Genomic DNA, 24,967 nt, shown 5'->3' on the forward strand with positions numbered 1-24,967 from the left:
GGGACGGACCGTCAGTTGTCGTCCATGGAGTCGCGCATGCCCTTCGCGCGGTCCTGCATCTTGCCCATCTCGTCCTTGGTCTTGCCCTTGGCCTGGTCCGTCCGGCCCTCGGCGGCCTCCCGGTCGTTGCCGGTGGCCTTGCCCTTCATCTCCTTGGCCTTGCCCTTGAGCTTGTCCATGGCGTTGTCGCTCACGGCGACTCCTCACGTCTAGGGTGGTTCGCTTACCGGCTCAAAGTAGGACGGAAGCGGGCGCACCGCTCGGCGTACGGGGCAGGCGGGTTAGGGGGCGGTCCGGCCCTGCTCTAGCCGACCGACTCCCCGGCGTGCGGGGACAGGGCGCCGCTGAGGACCAGCACGATCAGCACGATGCCCAGCAGGATCCGGTAGTAGACGAAGGGCATGAAGCTCTTGGTGGTGATGAACTTCATGAACCAGGCGATGACGGCATATCCCACCACGAAGGCGATCAGTGTCGCGAAGATGGTCGGGCCCCAGGAGACATGCCCCTCGCCCGCGTCCTTCAGCTCGAAGGCGCCGGAGGCGAGTACCGCGGGGATGGCGAGCAGGAAGGAGTAGCGGGCGGCGGCCTCGCGGCGGTAGCCCATCAGGAGTCCGCCGCTGATGGTGGCGCCGGAGCGGGAGACGCCGGGGACCAGGGCCATCGCCTGGCAGATGCCGAAGATGAGGCCGTCGCGGACGTTCAGCTGCTCCAGCGACTTGCGGGCCCGCGCGGCGCGGTGCCTGCCGCCGGTCTCGTCGCGGGCCGCGAGGCGGTCGGCGATGCCGAGCACGATGCCCATCACGATCAGGGTGGTGGCGATCAGCCGCAGATCGCGGAAGGGGCCCTCGATCTGGTCCTTGAAGGTCACGCCGAGGATCCCGATCGGCAGCGAGCCGACGATCACCAGCCAGCCCATCTGGGCGTCGTGGTCGCGGCGCATCTCCTTGTTCACCAGGGAGCGGGACCAGGCCGAGATGATCCGGGCGATGTCCTTGCGGAAGTAGATGAGCACCGCCGCCTCGGTGCCGATCTGGGTGATCGCGGTGAACGCCGCCCCCGGGTCGTGCCAGCCCGCGAAGGCGGCCGTCAGGCGCAGATGCGCACTGGAGGAGATCGGCAGGAACTCGGTCAGTCCCTGGACGAGCCCGAGGATGAAGGATTCGAACCAAGACATGGGGTGAGGGGTCCAACTGGGTCGGGCGCTGACCGTTCGCGAGGGCCAGGGGCGGTGGAAGGGTGCGGCATCTCGCCCGCGGGCGGCGGGCGTGAGGGACTCGGCTCTTCGTGACGCTCCGGTGGGCGGGGCGGTGACGGTGCCGCCGGGGGATCAGGTGCTGCGGTGCAGCGTAGCGCCCCTGGTCGCCGCGCCCGTCACAGGGCCCGGGCGCCGCAGGGGCCCCGAGGCCGCGGCGACCCGCCTGAGGCGGGGCCAGAAGCCTTGCCGGGTACGGCGGTTGGGCCGAGGACGCTCAACGCCCCCGGAACTTCTCCCGCTTCCACCAGGCCACCGCGCCCCCGGCGAGGCCCGTCACGGCGATGAAGCCCATCGCGAAGAGGAACACCGGCGAGGTCGGCGTGGAGGCCCGCGCCCCCGCCACGACATAGGCCCCGGTGTTGGGGATGATCCCGAGCCCGGTGGCGAGCAGGAAGGGCAGCCAGCGGGTACGGGACACCGCGGCGCAGTAGTTGGCCGCGAGGAAGGGGACGCCGGGGAAGAGCCGGGTGGCGAGCAGCGTCCGGAAGCCGTGCCTGCTGAACTGCCCGTCCACCGCCGTCAGCAGTCTGCCCCGCAGCAGCGGGCGCAGCGCGTCCTGCCCGAGCATCCGGCCGAGCCCGAAGGAGAGGGCCGCGCCGAGCACCGAACCGCCGACCGCGGCCACCAGGCCGAGCGTCGAGCCGAAGAGCGCGCCCGCCGCCAGGCTCATCAGCGGCCGCGGCACGAAGGCCACGCAGCAGAGTCCGTAGGCCGCCACGAAGACGAGCAGTGCCGCCGCCCCGCCGAGCTGCTTCGGCCAGCCGTCGGAGAGCAGCCGCTGCGGTTCCAGGAGCAGCACGCTCGCGCCCATCCCCGCGAGCAGCACGAGCAGCAGCGTCAGCCGGGACCAGGGCGAGAGCAGCCCTCTGCCGAGTCGCGCGGCGAGGCCCCGGGGCGGAGCCGGGGCGAGGACCTCGGTGCGTGCTGCTGCGGTCGGAGGCATCCGGGGAGACTAGCCGACGTAGGTGACTGATCGCCGAAGGCGAGGTCCCACCGGCGTCACGGCCGCCCGTGCGGAAGGCCGCCCCCGCGCCCCGGAAAGCGGCCGTGACCTGCCCGCTCTGCCCGCGGCGCGCGGTGGCGGCACAATGGAGTCGTGGAAGAGCCGGTACCCGTGACCCGAGCCGTGGACTTCGGCACCGCCAAACTGATGCCCGATGTCGACCGGCCGCGCGCCTGGCTGCTCACCCTCGACGGTTCGCCCCAGTCGTATGTGGACCTGGACGCGCCCGAGCACCTGGAGTTCGAGTACGCCCGGCGGCTCGGGCATGTCATCGACACCGCCGCGGAGCCCGGGCGGCCGCTGGACGTGCTGCACCTGGGCGGCGGCGCGCTGACCCTGCCGCGCTATGTCGAGGCGACCCGCCCCGGCTCCCGGCAGCAGGTGGTCGAGGCCGACCGCGCCCTGCTCGAACTGGTCGCCGAGCATCTGCCGCTGTCGGAGGGGATGACGGCCGAGCTGCACACCGCCGACGCCCGGGCCTTCCTGGAGGCCGCCCCCGGGGAGAGCGCCGACCTGGTGCTCGCGGACGTCTTCGGCGGCTCGCACATCCCCGCGCACCTCACCACGCTGCCGTACGCCCGTCAGGCGGCGCGGGTGCTGCGGCCGGGTGGGCAGTACGCGGCCAACCTCGCCGACGGCACGCCCTTTGCCTTTCTGCGCTCCCAACTCGCCACCTTCGGCGCGGTCTTCGCCCATCTCGCGCTCGTCGCCGAGCCCTCGCTGCTGCGCGGGCGCCGGTTCGGCAACGCCGTCCTGGTGGCCTCGCACCAGGAGATCGACGTGGCCGCGCTCAGCCGCCGCGCCGCCGCCGACCCCTTCGCCGCCCGGGTCGAGGACGGGGCGGCACTGCGCCGCTTCACGGGGGACGCGGCCCCGGTCGAGGACGAGACGGCGGTGCCTTCACCCGCGCCGCCCTCGGGGGCGTTCCGGGTGGGCGGCTGAGCGTCCGTCGCCCGGGTCCCGCGCGATGCGGCCCGGACTACGAAGGAGCTCCCGGGCCCGTACCGCCTCAGGGCCCGTACCGCCTCCAGGCCCGTACTGCCTCCAGGCCCGGACTGCGAGGGGCCTGCTACGGGGTGCCTGCTACGAGGTGCCTGCTTCGGGGTGCCTGCTTCGGGGTGCCTGCTACGAGGTCCCGGCGGCCGGGCCCGGATCCGGTACGTCCTCCAGGGAGTTGGCGGCCAGGGCGGGGGCCTTCGCCGGAGCGGACGTCGGAGCGGTCGCCGGGGCGGGGGCGGGGGGAGTGGCTTCGGCGGCCTTCGGGGGCTCGGCGGTCTTCACGGGCCCGGTGGGCGTCGCGGCTTCGGCGGCCTTCGCGGCTTCGATGACCGCTGCGGCCCCCGCGCCCCCTGCCGCCTCCGTGGTGGAGCCCCGGGTGAGCGTGCGTACCTCGGGGACGAAGAGCACGGCCGCGGTGACCAGGACGACCAGGGCGGCGCAGGCCCACAGGGCGGTGCTCCGCCCGACGGCGCCCTCCACGGGGCCCGCGAGGGCGGTGGCCAGCGGCACCATGGCGATGGAGCCGAACCAGTCGTAGGCCGAGACCCGGGAGAACTTCTCCTCCGGGATCTCCTGGTGCAGCGCGGTGATCCAGGCGACGCCGAAGACCTCGATGGCGACCCCGCTCGCGAACATCACCGAGGCGAGGCCCGGTATCGGCAGCGGCACGGCCAGCGCCGCCGAGGGCAGGGCGAGCGGGAAGACGCACAGGGTGCCCGCGAGCAGCAGCCGGCGCGGTTTCCAGCGCATCATCAGGAAGGCGCCGGCGACGGTTCCGGCACCGAAGGCGCCGAGGACCAGGCCCCAGGGACCGGCGCCGCCGAGTTCGTCCCGCGCCACCATCGGCCCGTACACCGCCTCCGCGGCGCCGATCACGGCGACCACCACGGAGAACTGCGCGACGATGCTCCACAGCCAGCTGCGCCCGGTGAACTCCCGCCAGCCGTCGAGCAGATCGCGCAGCATGCCGCCGCCGGGCGGGCGGCGCGGGATGTGGCTGACGTCCAGGAAGGCACGCAGGGCGCCCGCGAGCGCGAAGGCGGCGGCGTCCACGGCCAGTACCCAGCCGGGGCCGAGGGCGGCGACGAGCGCTCCGCCGAGCGCGGCACCACCGATCCCGGCACCGTGCATCGCCATCCGGTAGAAGGCGAAGGCGCGTCCGGCCTGCTCGCGGGAGACCGAGGACATCAGCATGCCCTCGGAGGCCGGGTTGAAGAAGGCCTGCCCGGTGCCGCCGAGTGCGGTGAGCGCCATCATCTGCCAGAGCACCGGCTCCCCGCCGAGCACCAGGACCGCGAAGGCCGCCTGGGAGAGGCAGTTGAGGGCGTTGGCCGCGACCATCACCCGGTGCCGGGGCAGCCGGTCCGCGACCGCGCCGCCGATCAGCAGGAAGAGGACGAGGGGCAGGGTCCGCGCCGCGGCCACCAGCCCGACGTCCCCGCTGTCGCCCCCGGCCTCGATCACCGCGAAGGCGGCGGCGATGAGGGCGCCGTGGCTGCCGAGGTTGGTGATGACGGTCGCGGCGGTCAGCAGCGTGTAGTTGCGGCCCGCCCAGTGGGGAGGCGAGAAGCGGGGGTGGGATCGGCTCACGGGAGGCACTGTCCCCGGTGGACGAGGCCCCCGGCAAACGATTTCCCGCGGACCCGCCGAGGGCCCGGAGATCCGCGTACGTCCCCGGCCTCGCAGCGGCGGTACGGGGTCCTGGGCGCCGAACTCCCCTTCCCTACGCGGGAGTTCGGCCCGGGCCCGGAAACGCGACGGCCGGGGGCGGACCCCTCGTGGTGAGGTGGTCCGCCCCCGGCCGTGCGGGGTCACGGGGACCGGTGGCCGGAACTGCCGCCCCGGATCAGCCCGTCGGGTTGCCGTGCAGCCGGACGGTGCTGAGGATCTTCATGATGGTCTCCTCGGGGATCTCGTCCTTGACGCCCTTGGCCCCGTAGAGGTTCCAGGCCACGAAGTTGCCCTTGGAGTTCTTGAAGCCGAAGGTCAGCGCCTTGCCGTCACTGGCGCACTTGCCCTTCTGCGGGGTGTTCGTCGACTCGGCACGGGCGAGCTTGCCCTTGATGCCCGACTTGGTGGTGTAGGACTTCGCCTTCTTGTCGAACTTGATGCTCTTCTTGTCGGGCTGCGTGTACCCGCCGAAGACCCACCACGGGACCTGGTTGACCGCGGTCTCGTTCTCGTCCTTGGCACCGTCGGCGCCCTTGGTGCCCACCGCGCCGAGCGCCGTGGTGTCCTTGGTGCCGTCCTTGTCCTCGTCGGACTCGCACCACTTGGACTTGTAGTAGGCGGGGGCCGACATGGTGATCAGCGGCTTGCCGGTGGTGCTCTTGTCGTCCTCGAAGCCGATCAGGGTGTCCGGGCTCTGCAGCTCCCAGTCCGGCGGGACGTCGAAGGCGGTGCCCCACTTCGGGTTGACCACGACCTGCCAACCCGCAACGGTCGGCTTGAGGTCGTTGCCCCCGCCGCGCGGGTTGTCCCCGCCGCCGGTCGGCGTGGAGTCGGGCTCCTCGCTGGGCTTGGCCGAGGCCGAGACGCTGGGCTTGTCCTTGCCCTTGTCGTCCTTGGCCTCGTCGTCCTTGTCGCCGCCGAGGACCAGGAAACCGGTGACACCGGCCGTGACGACCACGGCGGCGGCCGCCACGATCGCGACAATCTTCGTCTGCTTGCCGTTCCCGCCGTTCGGCGGCGGAGGCGGGGAGCCCATCGGTACGGTGGGCGCACTCCAGCCACCCGGCTGCCCGGGCTGCTGCCCCGGCTGCTGGTACTGGTTCCCCTGCTGATATCCCGGCTGCTGATAGGGATTCGGCTGCTGGTAACCCGGCTGCTGGTACGGGTTCTGGTCCTGCGGGTTCTGCTCGCCCCCGGGCGGCTGCTGTCCTGGCCACATGAGCCGTACCTTAGTGGCGCCGGGGACACGATTTGGTCACCGGCCCTTGTCAAGGCTGTACCGGGAGCCCGGCCAAAAGGCACGAGTCGGGCCTCTCGTCGCAAGCTGCCGGGTCTGTCCTGAACCCGGCGTACACGCTCATGAGTTGTGACCCCCGCCGCGGGGTGATTCCTGGCCGTATGCCGTCGTCGCTCGGGCCGGGTCTTCGGTTCGCCCACCTCGGGCCGCCACCGACCGTGTTCTGTCTCACCCAGCAGAATCCCTCCTGGCCAAGTCGCCTTACTCGTGGGTAACCTCGCGTCCATGAGCGATGGAGAGATGTCGATCGGCGAGCTGCTGGCCGCCACGGTGCCGATGGTGCGGACGCTGAACCTGGAGTTCATCGAGACCACGGCGGACAAGGCGGTGCTCGCGCTGCCCGACCAGCCGGACTTCCACAACCATGTGGCCGGGCCGCACGCCGGGGCGATGTTCACGCTGGCCGAGTCCGCGAGCGGGGCGATCGTGCTCACCGCCTTCGGGGAGCAGCTCACCCGGGCCGTGCCGCTGGCCGTTCGGGCGGACATCGCGTACAAGAAGCTGGCGCGGGGCCGGGTCACCGCCACCGCGACGCTGGGGCGGCCCGCCTCCGAGGTGATCGCCGAACTCGACGCGGGCGGGCGGCCCGAGTTCCCGGTGAGCATCGCGATCGCGCGCGAGGACGGCGCCGTCACCGGTGAGATGACCGTCGTCTGGACCCTGCGGCCCAACGGCTGACGGACGGCCGCGGCCCCGGCCGCCGGGCGTGCTCCCGGCGGGTCCCCTTCCCTTCTCCCTCCCTTTCCCTCCTCTTCTCTCCTCCTTGCCCGCGCCCCGGCCGGACCCCGGTGAACCGGTAGGCTTCGCCGGGTGTCCGGCCCCTCGGGGTGAGCCGGCGGCCGAGGCGAGCGGATCGAGGGAAGGGACCGGACGTGCACGTCCAGGAGTGGCTCGACAGCATTCCCGCGGTGGCGGTCTACGCCCTGGTGGCCGCGGTCATCGGTCTGGAGAGCCTCGGCATCCCGCTGCCGGGCGAGATCGTCCTCGTCTCGGCGGCGCTGCTGTCCTCGCAGCACGGCGGGGTCAACCCGGTCCTGGTGGGCGTCTGCGCCACGGCGGGGGCCGTGATCGGCGACTCCATCGGGTACGCCATCGGCCGCAAGGGCGGTCGCCCGCTGCTCGCCTGGCTGGGCCGCAAGTTCCCGAAACACTTCAGCGAGGGCCATGTCGGCGCCGCCGAGCGGTCCTTCCAGCGATGGGGGATGTGGGCGGTCTTCTTCGGCAGGTTCGTGGCGCTGCTGCGGATCTTCGCCGGGCCGCTCGCCGGGGTGCTGCGCATGCCGTACTGGAAGTTCTTCGTCGCCAATGTCCTCGGCGGCATCGTCTGGGCGGGCGGCACCACGGCCGTCATCTACTACGTGGGCGTGGTCGCCGAGTCCTGGCTGAAGCGGTTCTCCTATCTCGGGCTCGTACTGGCCGTCGTCATCGGCCTGGTCTCGTTCCTGGTGGTGAAGCGGCGTACCGCGAAGATGGTGGCCGAGGCGGAGGCCGAGGCCGCGGGGAGTCCGGCCGCGGCCGGGGCCGCCGGGACCGCGGAGAGCACCGCGGTCGCGGCCACCGACTGACGCCGACGGTACGGATCCCTCGGCGCGGGCCCGCTGAGCGGACCGCGCCCCCGCCGGGGCCGCCTGTTTGAGGCTCGCCGCCCAGGCCGTCAGCCCCCTCGCCGGTCTCCCGCCGCCTCAGCCCTCCCCGAAGCTCTCCGGGTGCTCCTTCGCGAGGTCCACGTACACGGCGCCGTTCGCCTTGACGAGTTCGAGTTCCTCCGCGGTGAGGGAGCGCCGTACCTTCGCGGGCACCCCCGCCACCAGCGAGCCCGGCGGGACCTCCATGCCCTGCGGCACCAGAGCCTGGGCGGCGACGAGTGAACCGGCGCCGATCACCGCCCCGTTGAGCACCGTGGCGCCCATGCCGACGAGGCAGTCGTCGCCGATGGTGCAGCCGTGCAGGACGGCGTTGTGGCCGACCGTGACGCCCGCGCCGACGCGCACCGGGAAGCCGGGGTCGGCGTGCACGGTGCAGTTGTCCTGGATGTTGCTGCCCTCGCCGATCTCGATGGGGCCGCCGTCGCCGCGCAGCACCGCGTGGTACCAGGCGCTCGCGCCCGCGTGCAGGGTCACCTCGCCGAGCACCACCGAGGTGGCCGCGGTGAACGCCGTCTCGTGCACCCGCGGTTCCTTGCCCCCGATCGCCGCGATCAACGCCGTGTGCTCCACTGCCGCCTCCTCGTGCCGGAACCGCCGGACGGCGGTCACCGAACCGTAGCGAGGGCCGCCCCCGGCGGGAGCGGTTGGGGTGAAGATCACAGGGTGCCGGAAGGTGGGGGTCCGGGGTGCGTGAGTACGGTGGGCCCGTGCCGAAGAGCAAGAACGTGTTCTCGTCCCTGGCCGCCCGGCGGCGCGACCTCGGTCAGCGTGCCGTGCACGCGGTCTGGGACTGGGTCCGGCGGACCGGTGCGGTGACCGCGGAGCACCCGGGGCGGCTGCGGTTCGGCGCCATCGGTACCGGCACCCGGCTGGCCTTCCCGCTCGGCACGGTCTTCGGCGAGCCGTGGATCCACCTCGGCGACCACTGCATCATCGGCGAGCAGGTCACGCTGACCGCCGGGATGATGCCCGATCTGGATCTCGGCCCCGAGCCCATCCTGCGGATCGGCAACGGCGTCGTCCTCGGCCGCGGCAGCCATCTCATCGCCGACACCTCCGTCACCATCGGCGCGGACTGCTACTTCGGCCCCTATGTGTACGTGACCTCCACCAACCACTCGTACGACGATCCGCACGAGCCCATCGGCAAGCAGTGGCCGCGGATGGACCCGGTGGAGATCGGTCCCGGCTGCTGGATCGGGACGGGAGCGGTGATCCTGCCGGGGGTGCGGCTCGGGCGCAATGTGGTGGTGGCCGCCGGTGCCGTGGTGCGCGGCGAGGTGCCCGCGTACTCGGTGGTCGCCGGGGCCCCGGCCCGGGTCGTGCGCCGCTGGGACCCGGAGTCGGGCTGGCAGCCGCCGCTGCGTACGCCGCCGCCGGTGCCCATCCCGGAGGGCGTGACCCCCGAGCAGCTGCGGGCCCTGGAGGACGTGACCCCGGAGCAGCTGCTCGACCTGGAGTCCCTGCCGCAGGGGCTGGGCGGACCGGGCGCCGGGGACCTGCCCTCGGAGAGCTGAGCCCTTCGGGGCCGGGGGCGTGGCCGGGGCTGGGGTCTTGGGAGCCGGGCGCCGAGGCGCGCAGGCTCCTGCGAAGAGCCGGATTCTCCAGGGAGTTGAGGCTTCCCGGGACTGTCCGGGACTGCCCGGGACTTCCCGGGTGCTCGCCGGTGCTCGCCCGCGGGCCGGGTCAGCCGGTGGCGAGGAGGACCGTGCCGAGCAGGGCGAGTCCGGCGCCCGCGGTCTGGACCCACTTCAGGCGTTCGCCGAGGATGCCGCGGGCGGCGAGCGCGGTGACCACCGGGTAGAGCGAGGCGAGGACGGCTGCCACGGTGACGGGGCCGCGCTGGGCGGCCAGCGCGTAGGTGCCGTTGGCGGCGACATCGGCGAGGCCGACGAAGGCCAGCGCACCGAGCGAGCCCCGGACCGCGGTCCAGCCGCCGTCCTCGGGCAGGGCCGGTGCGCCGCGCCGCACGGTGAGCCACAGGGCCGCGCCGCCGGTGGCCACATTGGTGACCCGCTGCACGAAGAGGGCGAGGAAGAGCCCGGTGAGCGTGCTGGAGGCCTCGGCGATCAGGGCCATCACCGCGCCGAAGCCGACGGCGGCGAGCAGCGTCAGCCCGATGGCCTGGCGCTGTACCGGGGCACCCCGCAACTGCGGCCCCCCGGCGAGCAGTACGCCCGCCACCGCGACCCCGATGCCCGCGCACTGGAGCAGCCCGGGGCGTTCGCCGAGGAGCAGCCCGATGCCGACCGGGACGGCCACCCCCACCGAGCCCAGCGGGGAGACCACGCCCATCGGCCCGAGGGCGAGCGCCCGGTAGAAGGCCAGCATGGCGACCGGGCCGACCACACCCGCGGCGACCGCGTACCAGAGGGCGCCGTCCACCTCCCGCGGGCCGCCGGTGGCGAGCACCAGGGCGCCGAGGACCACCACGGCCAGGGTCTGGGAGACCACGACCACGGTGAGGGCGGGTATCCGCCGGGTGAGCAGCCCGCCGCCGAAGTCGGCGAAGCCCCACAGGGCGCTCGTCGCCAGGGCCAGGAGTGCTGTCATGGGGACCTCGCCGTACAGTGTGGTGGACCTTCGGGTGCACCACATCGTAGTTCAACAAACTGAACTGCGTCATCCAGAATATTGGACGGTACGTGTCGGACCTCGACCAGCTCACCCAGTCCCTGGCCCGCAACCTCAAGCGCTGGCGCACAGAGCGCGGCTACACCCTCGACGCGCTCGCCGCGCGGTCCGGGGTCAGCCGCGGCATGATCATCCAGATCGAGCAGGCCCGCACCAATCCGAGCGTGGGCACCACCGTGAAGCTCGCCGACGCCCTCGGCATCAGCATCACCACGCTCCTCGACTACGAGCAGGGCCCGCAGGTGCGGGTGGTGCCCGAGGAGCAGGCGGTGCGGATGTGGACGACCGAGGCGGGCAGCCAGGCGGTGCTGCTCGTCGGCACCGAGAAGCGCGGCCCGCTCGAACTCTGGTCCTGGCGCCTGATGCCCGGCGAGGGCAGCGAGTCCGACCCGCACCCCCGCGGCACCGTCGAGATGCTGCACGTACGCTCCGGGGTGCTCACCCTCCTCGTGGACGGCGCCCGGCACCAGGTCCCGGCGGGCGCCTCGGCCAGCTTCGAGTCGGGGGTGCCGCACGGCTACCGCAACGAGGGCGAGGAACCCATGGAGATGACCCTCACCGTCTCGGTGCCGCCCGCGGGTTGAGCGGACCGGCGGGTCCAGGGGCGTGGCGGGCCGGTCAGCCCGCGGCGCCGATCTCGATGGCCGGGCAGCGGTCCATCACCATGTCCAGGCCCGCGGCCGTGGTGCGCGCGTACGCCTCCTCGTCCACCACGCCCAGCTGGAACCAGACCGCCCGTGCCCCGGCGGCCACCGCCTCGTCGGCCACCGCACCGGCGAGCGCGCTGTTGACGAAGACATCGACGACATCGACCGGGAAGGGCACCTCGGCGAGGGAGGCGTAGCCCCGCTCGCCGTGCACCGTCTCCGCCTCGGGGTGCACCGGCACGATCCGCTTCCCGTAGCGCTGCAGGACGCGGGCCACCCCGTAGGCGGCGCGCTCGGTGTTGGCGGACAGGCCCACCACGGCCCAGGTGTCCCCGGTCTCGTCCAGGATCCGGCGGACCGTCTCCTTGTCGCCGTACATGCGCGCTCTCCCGTCCTTCGCTGCCCGGTGCGGCCCCGCCGCCCTTCGTGGGCACAACCTCCGGGCGGGCCCCGGGATTCCCGCCGCCCGGCCCGCACGCCGCAGCCGCCGCCCGGCCGCATACCCTGGCCGGATGCCGGACGAGTACCGCACCGTGGCCGCGGCCGGAGTGCACGAGACCGAGGTCAACCGCTCGCGCTTCCTGTGCGCCCTCGCGCCCGCGGCGACCGAGCGGGAGGCCCAGGACTTCGTCGCCGGGATCCGGGCCCGGCACCCGGACGCCAGTCACCACTGCTTCGCGTACGTGATCGGCGCCGACGCCTCGGTCCAGAAGGCGGGCGACGACGGCGAACCGGGCGGCACCGCCGGGGTGCCCATGCTCCAGATGCTGCTGCGCCGGGACCTGCGGTACGTGGTCGCCGTCGTCACCCGCTACTACGGCGGCGTCAAACTCGGCGCGGGCGGGCTGATCCGCGCCTACGGCGGCGCGGTCGGCGAGGCGATCGACGCGCTCGGCACCCGCACCCGGCGCCGGTTCCGGATCGCCACCGTCACCGTGGACCACCAGCGCGCGGGCAAGCTGGAGAACGAACTGCGGGCCACCGGACGCCAGGTGCGCGAGGTGCGCTACGCCGAGTCGGTGGCCCTGGAGATCGGCCTGCCGGACGCCGAGGTGGACGCCTTCCGCGCCTGGCTGGCCGACGCCACCGCGGGCACCGCCGCGCTCGAACTCGGCGGCGAGGCGTACGGGGACTGAGCGCTCCGGGGGTTGAGCGCACCGGGCGCCGACCGCACACGGGAGGCGCGAGAGAGCGCTTGCTTTGAGTCAGGGCGGCAGCGGGCGTGCCCGTCCCGCCGTGGCCGGAGCGGCGCGCGGGGCGGCCGTGACCGCTGCGGTCCGGACGCGGCGCCGGGGGCCGGTCCCACCGGCGTACGCAGGGCGGAAGGCGCCCGTACGGCCCGTTTCCGGTGCGAGGGATTTCCGGCCTGATTTCTCCGTGATTGCCGCGGCGTATCTGGCCGAGAGTGACCTGGCTCGGTCAACTCCCGCTATGCCACAGTGCTCTGCAGTCGGTTTGGGTGCCCCGCGAAATTATCGGAGGGGCGCATTTACCGGGCAACCCGGTAATCCTTCGCGAGGCGAAAGGACGTCGCCATCGCCGCGAGGACGCGCGGCAGCGGAGGAGAAACCGGCTGGGCGAGAGATCCGGTGGGGGAATTCATCCAGTGGATCGCGGAAGAACCCTGCGGGGCCGCGATCCAGAAACCTGCGCGCACAGGGAGCAGCCGCGAGATGACGGAACTCGGTGAAACCGCGATACAGGATCAGGTCACCGCTCTTCTGGAGGAACTGGAGCAGCACCGCGTCTACGGGAACGACTACTTCGCGTTCCTGGAGAACACGCCGTGGACCGACCGGACCTTCGACGTGCACCGCGCCAACTTCTTCCACCGGACCGAGGGCACGGTCAAGGGGATCGCCCATGTGTGCGCCCAGGCGGCAGCCCACGACGACCGCGACACCCTGGTGCTGTTCTCCCACATCCTCAACGAGGAGACCGGGGACGGCGTGGCCGAGCACAGCCACGAGATCCTGATGGAGAACGCCCACAACCTGCACGGCCGCGTCGAGTTCGGCCTGCCGCCGCTGCTGGTACGCGAGGCGCGCGACAGCGAGCTGGTCATCCCCGAGACGGTGGCCTACCGCGAGCGCACCCTGGAGCTCCTGAGCGGCAACTACCACCGGATGCTGGGAGTGGCGACGGCCCTGGAGTCGCACGCGGACCCCATGCTCCAGATCTGCCGCGCCGCCTTCCGCGCCAGCCGCAAGGGCCTCGGCGAGGACGAGTTCGTGAAGCGCGTCCAGATCTACTTCGACGTCCACGTCGGCGACGAGGGCGTCGAGGAGCGGCACGCCGCCGACGCGAAGCGGTGCGTGGTGAACAACTGCCGTACCGAGGCGGACGTCGCGGAGGTCGCCTACGGCGCGAGGGAGACCCTGAACATCCAACTCGACATGTGGAACGCCATGTACAAGGCCGTGGCCGCGAGTTGATTTCTCCGAGGGGTGAATCGAGAGGCGAGGTGAATCCGGTCGACGTGCGAAAGAACCGCGGTATCTCCGATGCCGTCCTGAGTATTCCGGAATCGGCCACCCACGGCACCGCCGCGAGACTCGCGGCGCTCAACCGCGGACTCGCCGAGGAGGAACAGGTCATCGATCTCAGTATCGGTGCCCTTGATCTGCCCGCCGATCCGCGTATCGACCGCGGGGTGATCGAGTTCATCAGAACGCAACCCGACACGATCCACGCATTCGCGCCGATCCGGGGATTCGCATTCCTGCGGGAATCCGTATCGGCGCGGGTCGAGCGCCTCCACAAAATCACCTACGACCCGGCCACGGAAATCCTGGTCACCCCGGGCGGTGTGAAAGGCTCGATATCCGCGGCCTTTCACGCGCTCCTCGATCCGGGCGACGAAGTGGTCCTCCCGGTGCCCAACTGGCCCCACTACTCCGACATGGTGCGGCTGCACGAGGCCGTCGCGAGAACTGTGCCGGTGACGGCGCGGGACGGCCTCACCGCGCCGGCCCTGCGGGCGGCGCTCTCCGAGCAGACCAAGCTCGTCCTGCTCGGCGACTGCATCAACCCGACCGGCAAGGTCTACTCGACCGCGGAACTCACCGCGCTGGCCGCGGTCCTCGCCGAGCACAACCTGCGGCGCGAGGCCCGGGACGAGAGCCCGGTCCACGTCCTGTTCGACTCCCCGTACGAGGCGCACATCCTGGGAGAGCGGGCCACGACCTTCGCCGCCCTCGACGTCCCGCGCGCGGAAGGCGGCAGCTGCTCCATGCGGCCGTGGACGGTGGCCGTCACCGGACCGGGCAAGACCTACGGCATGCACGGCGACCGGATCGGCTACCTCTGCGGCCCCGCCGACATCGTGGACGCCTGCGCACGCGCCCAGGTCAACCTCACCTCGTTCGCCTCCACCTACGGCCAGGTCGCGACGCACCTCGCGCTCCAGCCGGAGATGGACGAGGTGGCGACCGACCGGGCGAGGGCCGCGCGCGGCAATCTGGAGGCCATGCTCGAACAGCTGCGTGCCGTCCCCGAGTTGGCGGTCGAGGTCCCGCAGGGCGGCTACTTCCTCTTCGTCGACTTCTCGGCCTACGAGGAGGCCTACCGCAAGCGCGGCCACGAGACCGCCGACGCCTTCCTGCTCTCCGAGGCGAGGGTCGCCACGATCTGCGGCGACCACTTCGGAGAGGAGGAGTACCTGCGCCACTACGTCCGGATCAACTGCGGCCGTACCGGCGCGCTGCTGACCGAGGCCGGCCGGCGGATCAGGCACGCTCTGCGTGACCTGGAATCCTGACCGCGACTACGCGGACGAGCAGACGCCGGAGGGCGACCGGAGTGGAGCAGGAGATCACCGACCGCAGCAGACGCACACTCCGCCGCCCCCAGGGGGCGGGCGGCGGGCGCCGGGCCACGCGCGGGCGCTCGCCGCTGCCGCCCCTGACCTATGTCCCGCTCGGGGAGCGCCCCTTGCGCCGCTTCCCCCAACTCCTCCTCGGGCTCGCCCTCTACGGGTTCAGCCTCTCGGCCATGGTGCGCTCCTCGCTGGGGGTGAACCCCTGGAGCGTGCTCTACGAGGGGCTGGAGCGGCACACCCCGCTGAGCTTCGGCATGATCAGCGCGCTCCTCGGCGTGCTCGTGCTCCTGCTCTGGATCCCGCTCAAGCAGAAGCCCACGCTGGGGACCTTCGCCAACATCCTGGTCGTCGGCTCCTCCTCGGACCTGGGGCTCTGGCTCATCCCCGCCGACCTCGGAGCCGTCGAGCGGGTCGGGCTGCTCCTCGGGTGCGTCGTGCTCAACGGCCTGTCCATCGCGGTCTACGTCGGCGCGCGCTTCGGCCCGGGGCCCCGGGACGGGCTGATGACCGGCATGTCCGCGGTGACCAAGCGCTCCATCGGGCTGGTGCGCACCCTGATCGAGCTGACCGTGCTCGCCATCGGCTGGACCCTCGGCGGGAGCGTGGGCGTGGGCACGGTCGCGTACGCCCTCCTGGTCGGCCCGGTCACCCAGTTCTTCCTGCCCTGGTTCGCCTACCGCAGGGACTCCGGGCGCGAGGCGGCGGCCCCGGGCCCGGCCGCGGCCTGAGCCGGGACCGCGTTGTCGGACCCGGCCGTTAGTCTCGGGGCCCATGAGGTTGCTGCACACGTCGGACTGGCACCTGGGCCGGTCGTTCCACCGCGTGAACATGCTCGGCGCCCAGGAGGAGTTCATCGACCACCTGGTCGAGGTGGTCCGCGCGCAGGAGGTGGACGCCGTCCTGGTGGCGGGCGATGTCTACGACCGGGCGGTCCCGCCGCTGGCCGCCGTGGAGTTGTTCGACCAGGCCCTGCACCGGCTCGCCGCGCTGGACGTGCCCACCCTGATGATCTCCGGCAACCACGACTCGGCCCGCCGCCTCGGCGTCGCCGCCGGACTCATCGGCCGCGCGGGCATCCACCTGCGCACCGACCCCGCCTCCTGCGAGGTGCCCGTGGTCCTCTCCGACGCGCACGGCGAGGTCGCCTTCTACGGACTGCCCTATCTGGAACCGGCCCTGGTGAAGGCCGCGTTCGGCGCCGGTGCCACCAGCCACGAGGCGGTCCTCGGCACGGCCATGGACCGGGTCCGCGCGGACCTCGCCGGGCGCCCGCCGGGCACCCGCTCGGTCGTCCTCGCGCACGCCTTCGTCACCGGCGGGCAGGCCAGCGAGAGCGAGCGCGACATCACCGTGGGCGGCGTCGCCTCCGTCCCCGCCGCGGTCTTCGACGGCGTGGACTACGTGGCCCTCGGGCATCTGCACGGCAGCCAGGTCCTCGGCGAGCGGGTGCGCTACTCCGGCTCCCCGCTCGCCTACTCCTTCTCCGAGGCCCGGCACCGCAAGGGCATGTGGCTGGTCGACCTCGGCGCGGACGGCGCGGTGACCGCCGAGCAGCTGGACACCCCCGTGCCCCGCCCGCTCGCCAGGATCAGCGGCACCCTGGAGGAACTCCTCGCCGACCCCGCGCTCACCGGGCACGAGGACCACTGGATCGAGGCGACCCTGACCGACGCCGCGCGCCCCGCCGAGCCGATGGCCCGCCTCCTCGCGCGCTTCCCGCACACCCTGACCCTGGTCTTCGCCCCCGAACGCACCGAGGGCGCACCGGAGATCTCGTACGCCCGAAGGCTGCGCGACCGCAGCGACCAGCAGATCGCCGAGGACTTCGTCGCCCATGTGCGCGGCAGCGCCGCCGACGAGGCGGAGGCGGTGGTGCTGCGGCAGGCGATCGACGAGGTGCGCGCCGCCGACGCCGCCCGGGAGGTGGTCCGGTGAGGCTGCACCGGCTGCGGCTCACGGCCTTCGGGCCCTTCGGCGCCGCCCAGGACATCGACTTCGAGGAGCTCTCCGCGGCCGGACTCTTCCTGCTGCACGGCCCCACCGGCGCGGGCAAGACCTCGGTCCTGGACGCCGTCTGCTACGCGCTCTACGGGGCGGTGCCCGGCGCACGGCAGAACGGCCAGGGCTTCTCGCTGCGCAGCGACCACGCGGACGGGAAGCAGCGGACCGCGGTCTGCCTGGAGTTCACCGTCGCCGGACGCCGTCTGGAGGTCACCCGGCAGCCGCCCTGGGAGCGGCCGAAGAAGAAGGGCAGCGGCACCACCGTCGAGAAGGCGGCCACCGGGCTCAGGGAGTTCGACGGCACCGAGTGGAAGGCGCTCAGCCGCTCCCACCAGGAGATCGGCGAGGAGATCGGCCAGCTGCTCGGCATGAGCCGCGAGCAGTTCTGCCAGGTCGTGCTCCTGCCGCAGGGCGACTTCGCACGGTTCCTGCGCGCCGACGCCGAGGCCCGGGGCAAGCTCCTCGGCCGCCTCTTCGACACCGGCCGCTTCGCCGCCGTCGAGCAGTGGCTCGCCGAGCGCCGCCGGGAGGCCGAGGCGGCGGTCCGCGAGGGCGACACCGAACTCCTCGCCGAGGCGCACCGGATGCAGCAGGCCGCGGGCCCGGCCGCCGAGACCCCGCTGCCGGACCTCGCGCCGGGCGAGCCGGGCCTCGCCGCCGCCGTCCTCACCTGGGCCGCGCTCGCCCGCTGCGCCGCCCGCGAGCGGCTGACCGTGGCCCGCACCGCCCGCGGCACCGCCGAGACCGCCCGCGCCGAGACCCAGGAGCGCCTGGACCGCACCCGCGAACTGGCCCGGGCACAGGAGCGCGCCGCCACCGCGCGCGCGGCGGCCGAGCGGCTCGCCGCGCGAGCCGGGGAGCACCGCGCGGCCGAGGAGCGCATGGCCCGTGCGCGCAAGGCCGAGCGCGTCGCCCCCGTCCTCGCCCTGCGGGAGAGCACCGAGGCCGAACACCGGGCCGCCACCGAGGCCGAGCGGCGCGCCCGGGCGGCCCTGCCCGCGCGGTACGCCGAGGCGGGGGCGAGCGCCCTCGGCGCGGCCGCGCGCACCACGGCCGAAGAGCTGGGCGCCCTGGACTCGGCCCGCCGCGCGGAGCACCGCAAGGCCGAACTCGGCCGCGAGCGGCGGGAGATCGACCAGCAGGAGCAGGCGGACGCCGAGTCCCTGGACGAGGCGGGGGAGTGGCTCGCGGACTGGCCCGAACGCCGGGAGACACTGCGCGCCCGGGTCGAGGAGTGCCAGCAGGCGCTGACCCGCGCCGAACATCTCGCGGCCCAACTCGCCCCGGCCCGCGCCCGCCTGGACGCCGCCCGGCGGCGCGCGGACCTCACCGAGGAGACCGCCGCCGCCGAAACCGCCCTGACCGGGGCCCGGGAGAGCGCGGCCGAGGCGCACGAGCGGTGGCTCTCCCTCAAGGAGCGCCGCCTGCAGCACTTCGCCGCCGAACTCGCCGCCGCGCTGCGCCCCGGCGAGGCCTGCGCGGTCTGCGGCTCTTCGGACCACCCGGCACCGGCCCGCAAGTCCGAGGGGCATGTGGACCGGCAGGCGGAGGAGGCCGCCTTCGCGCGCCACCGCCGGGCCGAGGAGCGGCGCACCCAGGCCGAGGCCGCGCTCTCGGCGCTGCGCGAATCCCTCGCCGCGGCCACCGCGGAGGCCACCGGGTCCCCGCTGGGCCGACTGGAGGAGGAGTACGAGGAGCTGCGGCGGGAGCACGGCCGGGCCAGGGCCCTCGCCTCCGAGCTGCACCCCGCGCGCGAGGCCCTCGGCCACGCGGAGGCCGAGCACGAGCGCAGGCTCGGCCGCCGCCAGCAGGCCGCCGAGCGCGCCGCCTCCCGCGCCTCCCTGCGCGACGCGCTCGCCCGCGAGGAGACCGCCCTGGACCGCGAGCTGGCCCAGGTGCGCGGCGAGGGCTCGGTGGACGCCCGCGCCCGCCAACTCGACCGGCTCCGGGAGCAGTTGGAGCAGGCGGCGGAGGCGGCCCGGCTCGCCGCCGACACCGCGGGGCGCCTCAAGTCCGCCGACGCCCGCCTCGCCGACGAGTCCTTCCGCGCCGGATTCGACACCCCCCGCGCCGCCGCGGAAGCCCTCCTGGACGACCACGCCCACCGGACACTCCAGCACCGGCTCGACGCCTGGCAGCGGGAGGAGGCCGAGGTCCGTTCCGTACTCGCCGATCCGGCCCTGGAGCGGGCCGCGGCGGAGCCGCCCGCCCCGGTGGCGGCGGACGAGGAGGCGGCGCGCGCCGCGGCCGGTGCGCTGCAGCGGGTCTCCTCCGCGACCGACGCGGCCGAGGCCCGCTGCCGGGAGCTCGACCGGCTCTCCCGCCGGGCCGCCGCCGGAGTACGGCGCGGGGGACCGCTGCGCGAGGAGTACGACCGGGTGGCCCGCCTCGCCACGCTCGCCGCCGGGACCTCGGCGGAGAACGAGCGCCGGATGCGCCTGGAGTCGTACGTCCTCGCGGGGCGGCTCGAACAGGTCGCGGCGGCCGCGAGCCGGCGCCTGACCCGGATGTCCTCGGGCCGCTACACCCTGGTGCACTCCGACGACCGCAGCGGGCGCGGGCGTTCGGGGCTCGGGCTGCATGTCGTGGACGCCTGGACCGGCCGGGCCCGCGACACCTCCACCCTCTCCGGCGGCGAGACCTTCTTCGCCTCCCTCGCCCTCGCGCTCGGCCTCGCCGATGTGGTCACCGAGGAGGCGGGCGGCGTCCGCCTGGACACCCTCTTCATCGACGAGGGCTTCGGCAGCCTCGACGAAGGGACCCTCGACGAGGTCATGGACGTCCTGGACTCCCTGCGCGAGCGGGACCGCAGCGTCGGCATCGTCAGCCATGTCGCCGACCTGCGGCGCCGGGTGCACACCCAGCTGGAGGTGGTGAAGGGGCGTACGGGATCCACGGTCCGGCTGCGCAGCGAGCCGGGGTGAGCGGGCCCCGGCCGCCCGGGCGGAGGGCTACAGGCGCGCCAACTCCTCGACCAGATCGTCCAGTCCGAGCGAGCCCTGGGAGAGCGCGGCCATGTGCCAGGAGCGGGCGTCGAAGGCGGCGCCGTGCCGGGCCCGCGCCCGGTCCCGGCCGGTGAGCCAGGCGCGTTCGCCCAGCTTGTAGCCGATGGCCTGGCCCGGCATGGAGAGATAGCGGGTCAGCTCGCTCTCCACGAAGTCGGCCGGGCGGCTGCTGTGCGCGCCGAAGAACTCCTGCGCCAGCGCGGGCGTCCAGCGCTCACCGGGCGCGAAGGGCGAGTCCCCGGGGATGCGCAGCCCCAGGTGCATGCCGATGTCGATGACGACCCGTACGGCGCGCATCATCTGCGCGTCGAGGTAGCCGAGCCGGTGCTCCGGGTCGCCGAGGAAGCCCAGTTCGTCCATCAGCCGCTCCGCGTAGAGCGCCCAGCCCTCCAGGTTGGCGCTCACCCCGCCGACGCCTGCCTGGTAGCGGGAGAGTTCGCCCGCCACATGGGTCCACTGGGCCAGTTGCAGATGGTGTCCCGGCACGCCCTCGTGGTACCAGGTCGACACCAGGTCGTAGACGGGGAAGCGGGTCTGCCCCAGGGTGGGCAGCCAGGTGCGGCCCGGGCGGGAGAAGTCCTCGGAGGGCGCGGTGTAGTAGGGCGCGGCGGCGCTGCCGGGCGGGGCGAGCCGGGACTCCACCCGCCGCACCCGGGGCGCGAGCGCGAAGTGGGTGCCGTCGAGGGCCTCGATCGCCTCGTCCATCAGCCCCTGCAGCCACTTCCGGACCGCCTCCTCGCCCTCGATGTGCCGGCCGTGCTCGTCCAGGTGCGCGAGGGCCGCCCACGGTGTGCGCGCCCCGGGCAGGACCTTCTCCGCCTCGGCGCGCATCTCGCCGAGCAGCCGGTGGAATTCGGACCAGCCGTACGCGTAGGCCTCGTCCAGATCGGTGTCGGTGCCGTTGAAGTAGCGCACCCAGCGGGCGTAGCGCTCCCGGCCGACGGTGTCGGGGGCACCGGCGACACCGGGCGCGTAGACGTCCCGGATCCAGTCGTGCAGGGCGCCGACGGCCGCGGTCGCGGTGCGGGAGGCGGCGTCCAGCTCCGCGCGCAGGGTGCCGGGACCGGCCGCGGCGAACTCCTCGAACCAGCCCCTGCCGTCCGCCCCGCGGGCCCACTCGGCGAGCTGGCCGAGGAAGGTGGCGGTGGCGCGGGGGCCGCCGGGCAGCCCGCGTTCCAGACCGAGGGCGAGCGAGGCGCGGTACCCGGCGAGCGCCTCGGGCACCGCGCGCAGCCGCTCCGCGAGGGCCGCCCACTCCTCCTCGGTCCCGGCCGGGGTGAGGGTGAAGACCTGGCGCACCGTGTGCGCGGGGGAGTGCAGATTGCTCACCGCGCGCAGGCCCTCCTGCGCCTCGTGCACGGCGAGTTCGGCGCCGAGCCGCTCCCTCAGCAGCCGGGCGCAGCGCCGCTCCACACCGCGGTCCGCCCCCGCCCCGCGCTCCGCCGTGTCGAGCCGGACGAGGGTCCGGCGGGCGAGCGCGGCCACCTCCTCCTGGCCCTCGGGCGAGTAGTCGGGCAGCGCCGAGGAGCTCTCGGCGACGCCGAGATACGTACCGGTGGCCGGATCGAGGGCGACGAGCTCGTCGACGTAGGCGTCGGCGACCTCGCGGGGCAGCGGGGGGAGCGTCGTGTCGGACATGCCGCCATCCTCGTACGGGGCGGCGGCCGCGTCACGGCGAAACGGCGCGGGCGGCGGCCGCTCAGCGGGGCGGAAGCAGCGGCCCGCACTCCCACTGCTGGAAGATCAGCCGGGTCTCCACCCGGGCGACCTCGCGGTGCGCGGTGAACTCGTCCAGGACCAGGCGCTGGAGATCGGCGGCGTCGGCGACCGCGACATGCACCAGGTAGTCGTCCGGACCGGTCAGGTGGAACACCGAGCGCGCCTCCGGCAGGGCCCGCACCCGCTCCACGAAGGGTCCCACCAACTCCCGCCGGTGAGGCCGGACTTGGACCGCGAGCAGGGCCTGGAGCCCGCGCCCGAGGCGCGCCGGGTCGAGGCGGAGCCGGTGCCCGAGGATCACCCCGCTGCGGCGCAGCCGGGCCACCCGGTCCAGACAGGTCGACGGGGCCACGCCGACCTCGGCCGAGAGCTCCCGGTAGGTGAGCCGGGCGTCGTTCTGCAGGAGCCGCAGAATATGCAGATCAACCGGGTCCAGTACGACGGAGTCAGCCATCGGCCGAACGTAGCACGGGATTTTTCCGCTGCCTCCCGGCAGGTGTTCAGTCTGGAGCCCATGGACTTCCGTCTCGATGCCATGGACGCCGCTCCCGCACCCCGGGCGCTGGCCACCGAAGCCGTGCACGCCGGCCGCGAGGACCTCGCCGGACTCGGACTGCACGCCCCGCCGCTCGACCTGTCCACCACCTACCCCTCCTACGACAGCCGCGGGGAGGCCGCCCGGATCGACGCCTTCGCCGCCGAGGGCGCCGAGCCGGACGGGCCGCCGGTCTACGCCCGGCTCGGCAACCCGACCGTCAGCCGCTTCGAGAAGGCGCTCGCCACCCTGGAGGGCACCGAGTCGGCCGTCGCCTTCGCCAGCGGCATGGCCGCGCTGACCGCGGTACTGCTCGCCCGGCTCGGCGACGGACTGCGGCATGTGGTCGCCGTACGCCCGCTGTACGGGTGCAGCGACCACCTGCTGACCGCCGGGGCGCTCGGCTCCGAGGTGACCTGGGTGGACCCGGCGGGCATCGCCGACGCCATCCGGCCCGAGACCGGTCTGATCATGATCGAGTCGCCCGCCAACCCGACCCTCGCCGAACTCGACCTGCGCGCCATCGCGCACAGCTGCGGCTCGGTGCCGCTCCTGGTCGACAACACCTTCGCCACCCCGGTGCTCCAGCGTCCGGTGGAGAGCGGGGCCCGGCTCGTCCTGCACAGCGCGACCAAGTACCTCGGCGGCCACGGCGACGTGCTCGGCGGCGTCGTCGCCTGCGACGAGGCCTTCGCCCGCAAGCTGCGCCAGGTGCGCTTCGCCACCGGCGGGGTGCTGCACCCCTTCGCGGGCTATCTGCTGCTGCGCGGACTGGCCACCCTGCCGGTCCGGGTCAAGGCGGCCTCGGCCACCGCCGCCGAACTCGCCGAGCGGCTCGCCGCCGACCCGCGGGTCTCCCGGGTCCACTACCCGCGGATCGGCGGTGGCATGGTCGCCTTCGAGGTGACCGGCGAACCGCACGAACTCATCGCCGCGGTACGGCTGATCACCCCCGCGGTCAGCCTCGGCAGCGTCGACACCCTCATCCAGCACCCGGCCTCGATCAGCCACCGCATCGTGGACGCGGGCGACCGCAGGTCCGCCGGGGTGAGCGACAAACTGCTCCGCCTCTCGGTCGGCCTGGAGGACGTGGAGGACCTCTGGCAGGACCTGGACCACGCCCTCGGACCGGTCCGCACGAGCGGTCGCGAGGAGCGGACGACGGCGGTCGCGGAGGCGTAGGGGAGCGGCAGGGGCGCAGGGGAGCGTCCGGCTGATCGGGGCCGGACGCTCCCCGGGTCCTGTGCCCGGGTTCAGTCCCCGGCGGTGACCTCGGCGGGTGCCTCGCCCACCGAGGTCACCGCCGGGGCCGCTTCCGCGGAGACCAGCCCCGGTGCCGTGTTCGTGTCGAGGCGTGCGGTGATCACGAGGGTGCCCTCCTCGACCTGGTAGTCCAGGGGGAGTCCGAGCCCGCGCATGGCGGCGACCATGCCGGTGTTGGCGGACTGGGTGATCACGTAGACGTGTGCGCAGCCCGCCTCGGCGGCCATCGCCACCAGCCTGCCGAGGAGTTCGGCGCCGATGCCCCGGCGCTGCCACTCGTCCTCGACGATCAGCGCGATCTCGGTCTCGTCGCCGTCCCACAGCAGGTGCCCGAGCGCGACGATGCGGCCCGAGGCGGTCTGCGCGGCCAGGGTCCGGCCGAAGCGGGGGCTCAGCAGGTGGCGCAGATAGCGGTCCGCGTCGCCGACCGGGCCGTGGTAGCGCAGCGAGAGGGTGCGTGCCGAGCAGCGCTCGTGCATGGCCTTCGCGGCGTCCAGGTCGGCGGTGTCGGCGCGGCGCACGGTGACGGAGCCGCGCGCCAGGTCCACCACGTCCTCCTGGCCGGGCAGTCTGCGGCCGAGGCGGGCGTCCAGTTCGACCAGGGCGCGGGCCCGGGCGAACTCGGTCGGGGTGAACGGCAGATAGGGCCGCTCCACGGTCAGGGCGCTGCCCTGTGCGCTCGCCAGCCGCATCACGGTGCCGTCGAACGTGTCCTCGGCGGGCCCGCCCTCGCCCTTCGCGGGTACCGAGCGGATGGTGCACCGGCCGAGCAACTGGCGTAGGGCGAGCGGGAGTTCGGCCGAGTCGAGGGCAGTACGGGTGGCCAGGGCGAGGATGCGGGTGGGTGCGTCCACGAGGTCGTGGGTGTCGGCCAGCTCCATCCAGGTGTCGCGGCCGCCCGCCTCGGCGACGGCCGCGGTGAGCGTGCCGGACTCCAGCTCGGCCGGGACGCGCAGCAGGAACTCGTCGACCGTGCCCTCGGCGAGCGGGTGGGTCCCCAGGCTGAGGATGTCCACCCGGAGCCCGGCCAGGGCCGAGCAGAGCGAGGCCAGCGCCCCCGGGGTGTCCCGTACCGTCGTCCGCATGCGCCAGAGCGTGCTCGGGGCGGGGGAGTCCGCGGACTCGGGCGCCCGGTCCCGCTCGGCGGTGCCGGACCGCCCGGTCTCGCGCTCCGGGGAGGCGGACCGGGCGCCGGTATCGTTTCTCGGCGGGGCGTGTTCCTGGCGGCGTGTCCACCAGGAGCGGACCACGCTGAGCGCGGGGCGCGTCCGGGTGGCGGGGGTCTCGCGGTTCACATCAGACATGTCCTGAGTCATGCATTCCACTGTGCCGGAGGGGTGTTGCGTGACCACGAACGTATTGTGTCTGATGGGTAAAGGGCGACTCCGCCGTTTTTGTCGCGCTTTTACTCCCGATCGGGAACATGCAGGCCGCAAGCGGACAGATTCGCCCCGTGCCTTGCGGCGTTT

23 protein-coding genes are annotated in these 24,967 nt (G+C 73.7%); 12 read left to right on the forward strand and 11 right to left on the reverse strand.

Annotated elements, in window-relative coordinates; all coding sequences use genetic code 11:
- Positions 1-11 precede the first annotated feature (11 nt).
- The 3 genes from MID12_RS29855 to MID12_RS29865 form a co-directional block, all read right to left on the reverse strand.
- A complete protein-coding gene (locus MID12_RS29855) occupies positions 12-194 on the reverse strand; it encodes a CsbD family protein (RefSeq protein ID WP_040255208.1) in 183 nt (60 codons plus the stop codon).
- Between the two features lie 110 nt (positions 195-304).
- Positions 305-1,177, reverse strand: coding sequence for an undecaprenyl-diphosphate phosphatase (locus tag MID12_RS29860; protein ID WP_040255209.1), 873 nt, complete (start codon positions 1,175-1,177; stop codon positions 305-307).
- 295 nt (positions 1,178-1,472) lie between these two features.
- Positions 1,473-2,201, reverse strand: coding sequence for a TVP38/TMEM64 family protein (locus tag MID12_RS29865; RefSeq protein ID WP_263172131.1), 729 nt, complete (start codon positions 2,199-2,201; stop codon positions 1,473-1,475).
- A 153-nt stretch (positions 2,202-2,354) separates the two neighbouring features.
- On the opposite strand from MID12_RS29865, the gene MID12_RS29870 reads away from it, so the two are divergent.
- Positions 2,355-3,203: a spermidine synthase gene (locus MID12_RS29870; protein ID WP_040255211.1), complete on the forward strand. Its 849-nt coding sequence runs from the start codon at positions 2,355-2,357 to the stop codon at positions 3,201-3,203.
- Between the two features lie 183 nt (positions 3,204-3,386).
- Here MID12_RS29870 and MID12_RS29875 read toward each other — a convergent pair whose 3' ends face one another.
- Both MID12_RS29875 and MID12_RS29880 read right to left on the reverse strand, forming a co-directional pair.
- On the reverse strand, positions 3,387-4,859 hold the full coding sequence (locus MID12_RS29875; protein ID WP_411577021.1) for an MFS transporter: 1,473 nt from the start codon (positions 4,857-4,859) through the stop codon (positions 3,387-3,389).
- 247 nt (positions 4,860-5,106) lie between these two features.
- A complete protein-coding gene (locus tag MID12_RS29880; RefSeq protein WP_263172136.1) occupies positions 5,107-6,150 on the reverse strand; it encodes a hypothetical protein in 1,044 nt (347 codons plus the stop codon).
- 318 nt (positions 6,151-6,468) lie between these two features.
- Here MID12_RS29880 and MID12_RS29885 point away from each other — a divergent pair, with 318 nt between their 5' ends.
- Both MID12_RS29885 and MID12_RS29890 read left to right on the forward strand, forming a co-directional pair.
- Positions 6,469-6,906 (forward strand): DUF4442 domain-containing protein, encoded by a 438-nt coding sequence (locus tag MID12_RS29885; RefSeq protein ID WP_040255214.1) that lies wholly within the window; start codon positions 6,469-6,471, stop codon positions 6,904-6,906.
- A gap of 194 nt (positions 6,907-7,100) precedes the next feature.
- Positions 7,101-7,793, forward strand: coding sequence for a DedA family protein (locus tag MID12_RS29890; RefSeq protein WP_052482703.1), 693 nt, complete (start codon positions 7,101-7,103; stop codon positions 7,791-7,793).
- Positions 7,794-7,910: 117 nt separating this feature from the next.
- Here the strand turns inward: MID12_RS29890 and MID12_RS29895 are convergent, their stop codons facing one another.
- Positions 7,911-8,444, reverse strand: a complete 534-nt coding sequence (locus MID12_RS29895; protein WP_263172138.1) for a gamma carbonic anhydrase family protein — start codon at positions 8,442-8,444, stop codon at positions 7,911-7,913.
- A 137-nt stretch (positions 8,445-8,581) separates the two neighbouring features.
- Between MID12_RS29895 and MID12_RS29900 the strand changes: the two genes are divergently transcribed.
- Positions 8,582-9,391 carry an acyltransferase gene (locus MID12_RS29900; RefSeq protein WP_263172140.1) on the forward strand — a complete coding sequence of 270 codons (810 nt, stop codon included), beginning with the start codon at positions 8,582-8,584 and terminating at the stop codon, positions 9,389-9,391.
- Positions 9,392-9,560: 169 nt separating this feature from the next.
- Here MID12_RS29900 and MID12_RS29905 read toward each other — a convergent pair whose 3' ends face one another.
- The gene (locus MID12_RS29905) at positions 9,561-10,427 is read right to left on the reverse strand and encodes a DMT family transporter (RefSeq protein WP_263172142.1); all 867 of its coding nucleotides are present in this window, start codon (positions 10,425-10,427) and stop codon (positions 9,561-9,563) included.
- 92 nt (positions 10,428-10,519) lie between these two features.
- Here MID12_RS29905 and MID12_RS29910 point away from each other — a divergent pair, with 92 nt between their 5' ends.
- Positions 10,520-11,092 (forward strand): helix-turn-helix domain-containing protein, encoded by a 573-nt coding sequence (locus MID12_RS29910; protein ID WP_040255217.1) that lies wholly within the window; start codon positions 10,520-10,522, stop codon positions 11,090-11,092.
- Positions 11,093-11,126: 34 nt separating this feature from the next.
- On the opposite strand, the gene MID12_RS29915 is transcribed toward MID12_RS29910, so the two are convergent.
- Complete coding sequence (locus MID12_RS29915) at positions 11,127-11,534, reverse strand: CoA-binding protein (protein WP_040255218.1); 408 nt, start codon at positions 11,532-11,534, stop codon at positions 11,127-11,129.
- A 133-nt stretch (positions 11,535-11,667) separates the two neighbouring features.
- On the opposite strand from MID12_RS29915, the gene MID12_RS29920 reads away from it, so the two are divergent.
- From MID12_RS29920 to MID12_RS29945, 6 genes are all read left to right on the forward strand, one after another.
- Entirely contained in the window at positions 11,668-12,291 is a 624-nt protein-coding gene (locus MID12_RS29920) for a YigZ family protein (RefSeq protein ID WP_263172146.1), read from the forward strand.
- A 537-nt stretch (positions 12,292-12,828) separates the two neighbouring features.
- Positions 12,829-13,590, forward strand: coding sequence for an iron-containing redox enzyme family protein (locus tag MID12_RS29925; protein WP_040255221.1), 762 nt, complete (start codon positions 12,829-12,831; stop codon positions 13,588-13,590).
- 44 nt (positions 13,591-13,634) lie between these two features.
- Entirely contained in the window at positions 13,635-14,915 is a 1,281-nt protein-coding gene (locus MID12_RS29930) for a pyridoxal phosphate-dependent aminotransferase (RefSeq protein ID WP_263172148.1), read from the forward strand.
- A gap of 134 nt (positions 14,916-15,049) precedes the next feature.
- The gene (locus MID12_RS29935; RefSeq protein WP_040258504.1) at positions 15,050-15,703 is read left to right on the forward strand and encodes a membrane protein; all 654 of its coding nucleotides are present in this window, start codon (positions 15,050-15,052) and stop codon (positions 15,701-15,703) included.
- Between the two features lie 43 nt (positions 15,704-15,746).
- Entirely contained in the window at positions 15,747-16,910 is a 1,164-nt protein-coding gene (locus MID12_RS29940; RefSeq protein ID WP_040255223.1) for an exonuclease SbcCD subunit D, read from the forward strand.
- Entirely contained in the window at positions 16,907-19,900 is a 2,994-nt protein-coding gene (locus MID12_RS29945) for an AAA family ATPase (RefSeq protein WP_263172151.1), read from the forward strand. The genes MID12_RS29940 and MID12_RS29945 overlap by 4 nt, the downstream gene beginning before the upstream one ends.
- 27 nt (positions 19,901-19,927) lie before the next feature.
- Here MID12_RS29945 and MID12_RS29950 read toward each other — a convergent pair whose 3' ends face one another.
- Positions 19,928-21,619, reverse strand: coding sequence for a DUF885 domain-containing protein (locus MID12_RS29950; RefSeq protein ID WP_263172153.1), 1,692 nt, complete (start codon positions 21,617-21,619; stop codon positions 19,928-19,930).
- Positions 21,620-21,680: 61 nt separating this feature from the next.
- Positions 21,681-22,154: an Lrp/AsnC family transcriptional regulator gene (locus MID12_RS29955; protein ID WP_040255226.1), complete on the reverse strand. Its 474-nt coding sequence runs from the start codon at positions 22,152-22,154 to the stop codon at positions 21,681-21,683.
- A gap of 60 nt (positions 22,155-22,214) precedes the next feature.
- On the opposite strand from MID12_RS29955, the gene MID12_RS29960 reads away from it, so the two are divergent.
- A complete protein-coding gene (locus tag MID12_RS29960) occupies positions 22,215-23,417 on the forward strand; it encodes a trans-sulfuration enzyme family protein (RefSeq protein WP_263172155.1) in 1,203 nt (400 codons plus the stop codon).
- A gap of 71 nt (positions 23,418-23,488) precedes the next feature.
- On the opposite strand, the gene MID12_RS29965 is transcribed toward MID12_RS29960, so the two are convergent.
- Positions 23,489-24,802 (reverse strand): GNAT family N-acetyltransferase, encoded by a 1,314-nt coding sequence (locus MID12_RS29965; protein WP_263172158.1) that lies wholly within the window; start codon positions 24,800-24,802, stop codon positions 23,489-23,491.
- Positions 24,803-24,967 lie beyond the last annotated feature (165 nt).

The sequence above is a fragment of the Streptomyces sp. SCSIO ZS0520 genome, from assembly GCF_025643355.1.
In the GTDB taxonomy this organism is placed as follows: Bacteria; Actinomycetota; Actinomycetes; order Streptomycetales; family Streptomycetaceae; genus Streptomyces; species Streptomyces physcomitrii.